The organism is Pseudomonas sp. P5_B3 (genome assembly GCF_056400405.1).
Genome location: NZ_JBFULI010000061.1, coordinates 20,998 through 30,993 on the forward strand (window position 1 = coordinate 20,998; position 9,996 = coordinate 30,993).

The 9,996-nt window shown below is 61.4% G+C and carries 12 protein-coding genes; 4 read left to right on the forward strand and 8 right to left on the reverse strand.

The annotated features are described in order from the left end of the window. Positions 1-17: 17 nt before the first annotated feature. A complete protein-coding gene (locus AC1DRN_RS25935) occupies positions 18-950 on the reverse strand; it encodes a pyridoxal-phosphate dependent enzyme (RefSeq protein WP_223463517.1) in 933 nt (310 codons plus the stop codon). A gap of 216 nt (positions 951-1,166) precedes the next feature. On the opposite strand from AC1DRN_RS25935, the gene AC1DRN_RS25940 reads away from it, so the two are divergent. After that, positions 1,167-1,826: a methyltransferase family protein gene (locus AC1DRN_RS25940; protein ID WP_223463516.1), complete on the forward strand. Its 660-nt coding sequence runs from the start codon at positions 1,167-1,169 to the stop codon at positions 1,824-1,826. A 53-nt stretch (positions 1,827-1,879) separates the two neighbouring features. Here AC1DRN_RS25940 and AC1DRN_RS25945 read toward each other — a convergent pair whose 3' ends face one another. The 5 genes from AC1DRN_RS25945 to AC1DRN_RS25965 all read right to left on the reverse strand — a co-directional run bounded on the left by AC1DRN_RS25945 (position 1,880) and on the right by AC1DRN_RS25965 (position 5,034). Then, positions 1,880-2,545, reverse strand: coding sequence for an HAD-IA family hydrolase (locus AC1DRN_RS25945; RefSeq protein WP_223463515.1), 666 nt, complete (start codon positions 2,543-2,545; stop codon positions 1,880-1,882). A 60-nt stretch (positions 2,546-2,605) separates the two neighbouring features. Then, positions 2,606-3,013 (reverse strand): response regulator, encoded by a 408-nt coding sequence (locus tag AC1DRN_RS25950; protein ID WP_223463514.1) that lies wholly within the window; start codon positions 3,011-3,013, stop codon positions 2,606-2,608. 283 nt (positions 3,014-3,296) lie between these two features. Then, a complete protein-coding gene (locus AC1DRN_RS25955; protein ID WP_223463513.1) occupies positions 3,297-3,581 on the reverse strand; it encodes a pentapeptide MXKDX repeat protein in 285 nt (94 codons plus the stop codon). Between the two features lie 53 nt (positions 3,582-3,634). Next, on the reverse strand, positions 3,635-4,420 hold the full coding sequence (locus AC1DRN_RS25960) for a molybdopterin-dependent oxidoreductase (RefSeq protein ID WP_223463512.1): 786 nt from the start codon (positions 4,418-4,420) through the stop codon (positions 3,635-3,637). After that, positions 4,417-5,034 (reverse strand): cytochrome b/b6 domain-containing protein, encoded by a 618-nt coding sequence (locus tag AC1DRN_RS25965; protein WP_223463511.1) that lies wholly within the window; start codon positions 5,032-5,034, stop codon positions 4,417-4,419. Before AC1DRN_RS25965 ends, AC1DRN_RS25960 begins: the two co-directional genes overlap by 4 nt. Before the next feature lie 296 nt (positions 5,035-5,330). Here AC1DRN_RS25965 and AC1DRN_RS25970 point away from each other — a divergent pair, with 296 nt between their 5' ends. Further along, on the forward strand, positions 5,331-6,272 hold the full coding sequence (locus tag AC1DRN_RS25970; protein ID WP_223463510.1) for a class I SAM-dependent methyltransferase: 942 nt from the start codon (positions 5,331-5,333) through the stop codon (positions 6,270-6,272). Between the two features lie 61 nt (positions 6,273-6,333). On the opposite strand, the gene AC1DRN_RS25975 is transcribed toward AC1DRN_RS25970, so the two are convergent. Beyond that, positions 6,334-7,107: a helix-turn-helix transcriptional regulator gene (locus AC1DRN_RS25975; protein ID WP_223463509.1), complete on the reverse strand. Its 774-nt coding sequence runs from the start codon at positions 7,105-7,107 to the stop codon at positions 6,334-6,336. A 110-nt stretch (positions 7,108-7,217) separates the two neighbouring features. Here AC1DRN_RS25975 and AC1DRN_RS25980 point away from each other — a divergent pair, with 110 nt between their 5' ends. Then, a complete protein-coding gene (locus tag AC1DRN_RS25980; protein ID WP_223463508.1) occupies positions 7,218-8,321 on the forward strand; it encodes an extracellular solute-binding protein in 1,104 nt (367 codons plus the stop codon). A 103-nt stretch (positions 8,322-8,424) separates the two neighbouring features. Then, a complete protein-coding gene (locus tag AC1DRN_RS25985; protein WP_223463507.1) occupies positions 8,425-9,555 on the forward strand; it encodes a DmpA family aminopeptidase in 1,131 nt (376 codons plus the stop codon). 248 nt (positions 9,556-9,803) lie between these two features. On the opposite strand, the gene AC1DRN_RS25990 is transcribed toward AC1DRN_RS25985, so the two are convergent. Continuing rightward, positions 9,804-9,996: integrase core domain-containing protein (locus AC1DRN_RS25990; protein WP_458237311.1), on the reverse strand; the 193-nt coding region annotated here is incomplete at its 5' end.

Consider the following 9,996-nt stretch of genomic DNA (forward strand, 5'->3'; position numbering starts at 1 on the left):
GGATAGCGTTTCCGGCCCTACCCGGCGTGCGTGCCAGTGGACAAGCGTGCCCACCCGGCCACGAGTTGCGCGTTGATACTCACCCCGCCGCACACCACGATCACCACGTCATTGGCGTCGGCAATCGCCGGGTGATCCAGGTAGGCAACCGCCAATGAAACCCCGCACGCCGGCTCGACCAGCTGACGCAAATCATTGGCGTAACGCACCACGCCCATGATCGCCTCATCATCACTGAGCACTACGCATTCATGGGAAAAATCGCCGATGTGCTTGACCGGCCAGGCGGCCACTTGGGCGGCGCCCAGGGACGTGGCGACGGTGTCGATTTTCGCCAATTTGACCGGGTACCCGGCCGCCACCGCCGCGGCGAACGACGCCGCGCCTTCAGTTTCGCAGGCTACGATGCGGCAATCGGTGTGCCGATGACGAATCAGGCCGGTGAGTAGCCCCGCCAGCAAGCCACCGCCGCCCACCGAGGTCACCAGCACATCCACTGGCGGGCAGTCTTCAAGGATTTCATCGACCATGGTGCTGTGCCCTTCCCACAACACCGGGTGGTCGAAAGCGGGCACGAATTCACTGCGTGGGTCCTGGGCGAGCTCCCGTGCCCGTAGATTGGCTTCGTCCCAGACCTTGCCGTGCACGATCACCTCGGCGCCGGTATTGCTGATCCGCGTCCGGGTGCTTTGCGGGGTGGTGTGCGGCACCACGATGCATGCCTTGAGTCCCAGGCATGCAGCGGCCATGGCCGTGGCCAGTCCCGCGTTACCGCCGGAGGGACAGACCACCTTGCGCTTGCCCTGCTGCGCCGCCCGGCTGCACAGTAAGCCAATGCCGCGTATTTTGAACGAGCCGCCAGGTTGCAGGTTTTCCAGTTTCAGCCAGATACGGCGGGTCGGGGTCGACAGGCCAGGGTGCAGGATCAAAGGCGTGCGGATGTGAAGCATACAGGCTCCTGTTTCACGCCACCGGCTCGTCGAACTCGTGCGAGCCGGCGGTGAACGGTCCTCTCTCCCAAGCTTAGTTCACCCGGCCTCCGGGCGACCGTCTCAGCGGTCCGGCGCCGGTTGCGATCTTTTACCCATGGAAACTCGAAGGCCAAAGAACGATCAAAAGATCGCAGCCTACGGCAGCTCCTACGTAAGCCTGTTCGCGGAGGTACCATGAAAATCTCGGCCAAACTGGCATTTTTCGCCGTCGTCAGCACCCTCGCCTACCTCACGCTGGCGATCTGGGGACTGGGTGGTTTCGCGGCTTATTTCAGCCACGGTTCACTGGTCGTCGTTGCCCTGGCCACTCTGATCATGGCTGTCGCTTCTCTGTTCACCGAGGTCAACCTGAGTTCGGGGGAACGCGAAGACCGGGCCAACCGCTGGGTCATTCCGGCCTTTGGCGTGATCGGCTTACTGAGCGGCTTTCTGCCGGCTTATACCGACCGCATCGATTTCTGGACCTTTGGCGGTGAAGGCGTGCGCTGGCTCGGCGCACTGTTGTTCGTCGTCGGTGGCGCGCTGCGGTTGTGGCCGGTGTTTGTACTGGGCAAGCGCTTCAGCGGACTGGTGGCCATTCAGCCGGGACATCAACTGGTCACTGAGGGGATTTACCGCAACCTGCGCAACCCCAGTTATCTGGGGATGATGGTCATCGGCATGGGTTGGGCATTAGCCTTTCGCTCTGGTGTCGGACTGATTTTGGTGGCGCTGACGCTGATCCCGCTGATCGCGCGCATTCACTCGGAAGAAGCCTTGCTCCGGGCGCAGTTCGGCAGCGAATACGAGGCTTATTGCGCCCGCTCCTGGCGGCTGATCCCCGGGCTTTATTGAAAAAACGCAGGCCCCTGTGGGAGCGAGCTCGCTCCCACAGGGGGTGGAGTCGCTCATAAAGCCAGTAGTCGAAGCCGACCACCGGCATCCACCAGAACCCGGACCATTTCATAACCCGCCAACGTCCCATGCAACGTCTTGATCGGCTGCTCATGGGTCGCCGTCACGATCATCAAATCCGCCCCCGCCGCCTCGGCCGCCAGAATCCCCACCGTGGCGTCTTCAAAAACCAGGCACTGCCCAGGCTCGACACCCAGGCGCCGGGCCGCGAGGCGGTAACCGGCGGGGTCCGGCTTGCCGGCAGTCACATCCTCGGCGGTGATCATGACGGCAGGCACGGGAATCCCCGCCGCCGCCATCCGCCGCAACGCCAGTTCCCGCGGAGCGGAAGTGACGATGGCCCATTGGCTGGCAGGCAAAGACCGCAAGAATTTGCCCGCGCCAGCCACTTCGAATACCCCGTCGACATCTTCGATTTCCGCTTCGGTAATCCACGCGGCTTCGGCCTCGGCATCCACCCCGGGCAACCCCAGGCGCCTGATGGTGTCGACGGCGCGGGCACCGTGGATGGTCGGCAGGAATGTGTCGACATCGACGCCATGGCGCACCGCCCAGGTGGTCCAGACCCGCTCGGCGGCGGCGATGGATGTCAGGACCGTACCGTCCATGTCGAACAGAAAGGCACGGTAAGTCGAGTTGAATACGGAGTGATCGGACAAGAAAAAGAACCTCGCAAGTGCCGGACGGATTTACCCGGCAATGTAGCATCTGCGCACAGGTCAGTTGAGTCGTTTGGACTTGAAGGTCTGGCCCACGCAATCGAGCAGCCCGCCAATCATCCAGGGTTTCTTGATGAAGGAGACCTCATGCCGCACGCCTGCGCTTTCAGGGGTTTCGAAACCGGACATGATCATGATTGGCTTGTCCGGCCAGCGATCGCCGAACTGGTTAGCCAGGTCCGCGCCATTGAGCGTGCCGGGCATGGTGATGTCCGTCAGCAGCATGTGCACCTGCGGCGCATGTTGCTCCAGATACATCACTGCCGCGTCCGCACTGGTTTGCGGCTCGACGACAAAACCTTCTTCCTGAAGAATCTCACAGAGAAAATCCAGGATCAGCGGGTCGTCCTCAACCACCAGAATCAACCCGCCAGGAAGATCTCCACCCGCCGTCGGTACTCGACTCATGACCGTGCCGCCCCCTGATAGCCTCAATGATTTCGCGGGCTCTGACCCGCTACCTAAAAGGTATGAGCAGCGGACTCGGCGGAAATTCATTTTTGATGCAACCAGGTGACCTGGTATCAAGTGTGCTGATCAAGCTTGCGCAGCACGCTACCCCTGAAGCCCTGTGGAAAAACCTGTGGGAGCGAGCTTGCTCGCGATGGCGGCGGATCAGTCAACATAGATGTCGACTGTCATGCCCTCATCGCGAGCAAGCTCGCTCCCACAGGGTCTGCGGTGCTTGGACTTACTGCGACATTTCGCTTTTCTTCATCGCATCCTTGGACATTGCATCTTTTTTCATCGCGTCCTTGGACATGCTGTCTTTGGACATGGCGTCCTTGGACATGGAATCGGTCTTCTTCATCGCGTCTTTTTTCATCGCATCCTTGGACATCGCATCCTTGGACATGGCGTCCTTGGACATCGCATCCTTGCTCATGCTGTCGTTGCTCATCGTGTCAGCTGCGAACACAGAGGCAGCACCAACGGCCAGGCACATGGACAGAACAACAGTGGTCAACTTTTTCATGATGAATCTCCTTGGAGCACGGGTTTGCGGGCGGTGAATGTTTCGGGCGTTCATCAGCTGCCACCGAACCAGTTGTAGCCCTGGTCTTCCCAGTAGCCACCCGGATAGGTGTTAGTGACGAAAATCGCCTGGATGTGTTTGGGATTTTTGTAGCCGAGCTTGGTGGGCATGCGCAGCTTCATCGGGAAGCCATACTCGCGGGGCAGCACAGCGCCGTCGTAAGTCAGCGTCAACTGAGTCTGCGCATGCAGCGCGGTGGCCATGTCGATGCTGGTGTAGTAGTCGTCGGCGCATTTGAAACCGACGTATTTGGCATCGGTGTCAGCGCCGATGCGCTGGAGGAAGTCACTGAAGCGCACGCCGCCCCAACGCCCGATGGCGCTCCAGCCTTCGACGCAAATGTGCCGGGTGATCTGCTCGGTCTGGGCCATGGCGCGCAGCTCTTCGAGGCGCCAGCTACGTTTGTCGGCGACCAGGCCGGTGACTTCCAGGCGATAGCCCTCCTCCTCCACCACCGGCGCCTCGTCGATGCCGTAAAAGGCATTGAAGGGAAACGGCCGGGTGATCATCGACGCCGGATAGGTCGGCGCCATCGCATTGGGGTTGAACAGCCAGCCCTGTACCCGATCGTTGAAGCGCGACATGGACGACAACGCAGTCTCGACGCTTTCGTTGTCGGTGATGTTGCAGCCGGACAGCATGGCCACGCCGCCGAGGGTCAAACCACGCAGCAGAAACGAGCGGCGCGAGCGGTCTTCGATTTGCGGGGCGAGGATCTTGCGGGCGTCGCCGAGGATCGAAGCCTCGTCCAGCCCGGGGACCTGAATGCGCTTTTTCATACCTGCTCCTTGCGGCCGACGATCATGGCCAACAGCGTTTTCGGAACCAGCGCGACCATCAGCAGATGCACCGCCACGAAGGCCACCAACAGTGCCATGGCGAAAAAGTGCACACGGCGCGCGCCTTCATAACCGAACAGCAATTCACGCAACAGCGGGAACTGCACCGACTTCCACAACACCAGCCCGGAAAGCACCAGCAGAATGATGTCGACCATCACGAACAGGTACGCCACCCGTTGCACCTGGTTGTATTGGCTGAGGTCGGCGTGTCCGAGTTTTCCGCGCAAGGCGTCCCACAGGTCGTGCAGTACGCCTTTGGGCGAAACCGGAAAGAAGCGTCGCTTCAGGCGCCCGCTGAACAGATTGAAGGCCAGGTAGATCAGGCCGTTGATCGCCAGGAACCACATCGCCGCGAAATGCCATTGCAGCGCACCGCCTAGCCAGCCGCCGAGGGTGATCGACTTGGGAAAACTGAATTCGTAGATCGGCGAGGCGTTGTAGATGCGCCAGCCGCTGGTGACCATCACCAGCACCGCCAAGGCGTTGAGCCAATGGGTCAGCCGTAGCCAGCATGGATGAGTGGACTTGGGTGAAGCAGTGCTCTGCGACATGTTCGGCTCCCGGTTTGTTGTTGTTCGTTGGAGCCGAGTATGGGAGCGCGGAGATCGCCAAATCCTCACGTAAAGTTAAATTAATCGTGATAACTCGTTCCTGACGAGCACCGGAAAACCTGTGGGAGCGAGCTTGCTCGCGATGACGGCATTACATTCAACATCGAAGTTGACTGACCCACCGCTATCGTCGGAACGCCGCCCGGAGCAAGCTCGCTCCCACAGGGTTCTATGGTGGTCCGTCCAGTGCGCAACTATGGTTAAATGCCGCCCCCACAAATGACCGACCCGACCCGATGAACCCTGAAGCCCTCGCCACCCTCAACCAGCATCTGCTGACCGCCCTGGCGGCCGCCCCCGCCGAAACCCGCCGCCTGTTCCACGGCCGTGGCCGCTGCTGGCCAGGGCTGGAGCAAGTGACTGTGGACTGGTTGCAAGGCGTGGTGCTGGTGGCGCTGTTCAAGGAGCCGGAAGCGGCGCAGCTGGAAGACCTGAAGCAGGTGCTGATGGCGATCACCCAGTCTGAGCAGTGGGCAAAATCCGGTGCCCACACGCTGCTGTTGCAACACCGCTACCTGCTGCAAAGCACCACCGAATGGCTGCTCGGGGAGGTCATCGAGGAAATGACCATCACCGAAGGCGGGTTGAAGTACCGGGTGGACCTGGGCCGCAAGCAGAACACCGGGCTGTTCCTCGACATGCGCTACGGCCGCGATTGGGTCCGCGCCAATGCCGGGGGCAAACGGGTGCTGAACCTGTTCGCCTACACCTGCGGCTTCTCGGTGGCCGCTATCGAAGGCGGCGCGACGCATGTGGTCAACCTCGACATGTCGAGCCCGGCCTTGAACCGTGGCCGCGACAACCACCGGCTCAACGGCCACGACATGAGCAAGGTCAGCTTCCTCGGTCACGACCTGTTCAAATCCTGGGGCAAGGTGATTGGCAAGGGGCCGTACGACTTGGTGATCATCGACCCGCCGTCGTTCCAGAAAGGCAGTTTCCTGCTCACCAAGGATTACCAGCGTGTGCTGCGCCGGTTGCCGGAATTGCTCAGCCCTCAAGGCACCGTACTGGCCTGCATGAACGACCCGGCGTTTGGCGCCGATTTCCTGATTGATGGCGTGACTCGTGAGGCACCAAGCCTGCGGTTCGAGCAGCGGCTGGAGAACCCGCCGGAGTTTCCGGATGCGGATATTGAATGTGGGTTGAAGGCGTTGGTGTTTCGGCAGCGAGACTGATTCACTACTTTCGGATCTATACCGTAGATCCATGTGGGAGCGAGCTCGCTCCCACAGGTGTTCAACGCGGCTGCAACACCAACGCAAACAACTCGCCATGCCCGTTCACGTTGAGCTTGTGATAGAGGTTGCGCCGGTGCACTTTCACCGTCTCCGGGGAGATGCCCATTTGCTGGGCGATGGCCTTGCTGGAGAAGCCCTGGAGAATCCGCCGCGCTGTTTCGATCTCGCGCAGCGTCAGGCGTGCGTCGAAGCGATCGAGCAAGGTCGCCAGGTCGCCGGCCGGTGATTCAGCTGCCGGCCCTTCCGGCGGCAGCAAATCCAGGTGTCGGTGCATTGCTGCCAGCACCCAGTCACGCACGCACAGCAAGCGGCCCTGCTCCTCGAGGCTGAAGCGCGTCGAACGCCCGAGGGACAGGCCGAGCACGGCGCCGTCGACGTTGACCATGAACTGCAACTCGTCGCCACCGACCACGGTGCTGAAGTAACTCAGGTAGTACTCACTGTACTGGAACTGGTCGGGGGCCACCGATTCGAGGCTGTGCAAGCCGTCGGCGATGCCCGCGCAAGCGGCTTGGTAGAACGGGTCGAGCAGGTACATGCCGGCGCTGTAGTCCGCCAGTTCTTCATGCTCGTCAGGGCTGCCCTTGGCATCGAAATCGATCAGCAGGCGCGGCACATGCCCCGGGCGCATCAGCGCTACCAGCGCGTTGTCCAGCGGCACCAGCAAGCGCAGGGTATCGACCAACGCACGCCAGAAACCGTCCCGCCCCACCGCCGTGAAGACCCGCGCCAGCCCCTGGTGCACCGGCAACTCTTTCAACAACGCGTCCACGCACTACCCCTTTCGAGTAACCCATGATGGGAATGGGTGAAGGCCACCCCGGTCGATACGCTGCAAACTCCTGATTACCACCGGCCGCAACAGGCCAGGAGTGCCGCATCATGAGTCGTCACCGCTTGTATTTCAATCTGGGGTTTGGCGCCTGTCTGGCGGTTTCGCTGTCGGCTTTTGCGGTCGAGGCCCCGACGGTGCACGTGTACAACTGGTACGACTACATCGGCCCCACCACCTTGCAGGACTTCAAGCGTGACACCGGGATTGCGCCGGTCTACGACACCTTCGACAGCGCCGAAGTGCTGGAAGGCAAGTTGCTCACCAGCCGCAGCGGCTACGACGTGGTGGTGGCGAGCAATTTCAGTTTGCCCACGCTGATCAAGGCCGGTGCCCTGGCGCCATTGCCCCGGGCGCAGATGCCGGACTTCAAGAACATGGACGCCGACCTGCTGGCGAAACTCGCCAACAACGATCCGGGTAACCAGTACGCCGTGCCCTACCTGTGGGGCACCAACGGCATCGGCTACAACATCGACAAAGTCCGCGCAGCGCTGGGTGACAAGGCGCCGGTGGATTCCTGGGATCTGGTGTTCAAGGAGGAGAACCTGGCCAAACTCGGCCAATGCGGCGTGGCCATGCTCGACTCGCCGTCGGAGATGCTGCCGGTTGCCCTGCACTACCTCGGCCTGCCACCCAACAGCACCAACCCCGAGGACTACAAGAAGGCCGAAGCGCTGCTACTCAAACTGCGCCCGCACATCGCCTACTTCAACTCGTCGAAGTTCATCAGCGACCTGTCCAACGGCAATATCTGCGTGGCGGTGGGCTGGTCCGGCGCGATGCTCGAAGCCAAGAACACCGCCGAGCAGGCCGGCAACGGCGTGAAGATCGCCTACAGCTTGCCCAAGGAAGGCGCGCCGGTGTGGTTCGATACGCTGGTACTGCTCAAGGATGCACCGCACCCGGAACAAGGGATGGCCTTCATCGACTACCTGATGCGCCCTGAGGTCATCGCCCCGGTCAGTGACCACCTCAACTACCCCAACGGCAACCGCAGCGCCACCACGCTGGTGGCCGAAGCGACCCGCAGCAACCCGGCCGTCTATCCGCCTGCCGAAGCCATGGCCACCTTGTTCACCCTACAGCCCCTGCCGCCGGTCACCGAGCGCGTGCGCACGCGGATCTGGAGCAAGGTCAAAAACGGTCAGTGACGAGGACATCACAAAACCCTGTGGGAGCGAGCTTGCTCCCACAGGGTCCGTGGTGCCCAACAAATATTCTTTTTTCTGCCACGAATCGAAGATGAGAAAACCCATGAAACCACGTGCCCGCGACCTGAACATCCAGTTCGGCCAACTGCAGCCCGGCCCGCTCAACGCCATCACTGACGTCCCCGGCGTTCGGGTCGGCCACAGCAATGTACGAGGACGCACTGCCACCGGCCGCGACATCCTCACCGGCGTCACCGTCATCGAACCGCGTGCCGGTTCCACCAGCCAGCAGCCGTGCTTTGCCGGCGTGCATGTGCTCAACGGCAACGGCGATGCCACGGGGCTGGAGTGGATTCGCGAAGCGGGCTTGCTGACCAGCCCCATCGCCTTCACCAACACCCACAGCCTGGGCGTGGTGCGCGATGCGCTGATCGTGCTCGACCGCGAGCAGCAACCAGATGACGGGCGCCTCTACTGGAACATGCCGGTGGTGCTGGAAACCTTCGACGGCCTGCTCAACGACATCAACGGCTTTCACGTGAAGCCTGAACACGTGGCCCAGGCCGTGCGTTCGGCGGCGGGCGGTCCAGTGACCGAAGGTAATGTCGGCGGTGGCAGCGGCATGATCTGCCACGAATTCAAGGGCGGCATCGGCACCGCGTCGCGACGCTTGAACAGCGCCCAGGGTGGCTGGACGGTCGGCGCGATTGTCCAGGCCAACCATGGCATTCGCAATGAACTGCGCGTTGACGGGTATCCGGTCGGGCGCTACATGGAACAGGTCGATTCGCCGTTCCTCAAGGCCTCTCTGCCCCATCCGGGCATGGGTTCGATCGTGGTCTGCCTGGCCACCGATGCGCCGTTGCTGCCGCACCAGTGCACCCGCCTGGCCCAGCGCGCCAGCCTCGGCCTGGCCCGCACCGGCGGCGGCAATGAAGACCACAGCGGCGACATCTTCATCGCCTTCGCCACCGGCAATGAACACGTGCCGCCGGCCGCATATGAGAGCAAGAAAGCACCGACCACCGACAACCTGAGCATGGTCAACAACGATCACATCAGCGAGCTGTTCCTGGCGGCCACCGAAGCCGTGGAAGAAGCCATCATCAATGCCTTGCTCGCCGCCGACACCGCCGAAGGCAACGGGCATGCGGTACGGGGGCTGGATGTTGAAACCTTGCTCAAGGCGTTGCGTCGCGCCGGCTGGCCTGGGGATGCGACTAGCGGTACTTGAGTGCAACACTCGGTCTTTTTAGGATGAACTTGCGCAGCCGCTTGCTTGCTCAAGCCGCTGCGTAGGTGGTGAGTGAACTGAACCCCTACCAAGCTCACTGCCTGCTTCACGCGCATCTTGAGCCTCACGGCTCCACTTCCTCCCCATCAAGAGCTTTGAGGCTCTTTTTTTGCCTCTGAAAACCCACACAAATCACTGTAGGAGCGAGCCTGAACTGGTCAACTAATTTTGGACACCAGTTACGGTTTTCATGCCGCCAGTTTTTCCATAGCTACCGGTGAACGATAGCCGTTGTAGCTATGGAGCCTGACGTTGTTGTAACGCATCACGTAGCGTTGCACGTCTATGCGGGCTTCATGCTCAGAGTTGTAGCCATCTTCTGGCACCCACTCTGATTTAAGGCTCCCAAAGAAACGCTCCATCGGGGCGTTATCCCAGCAC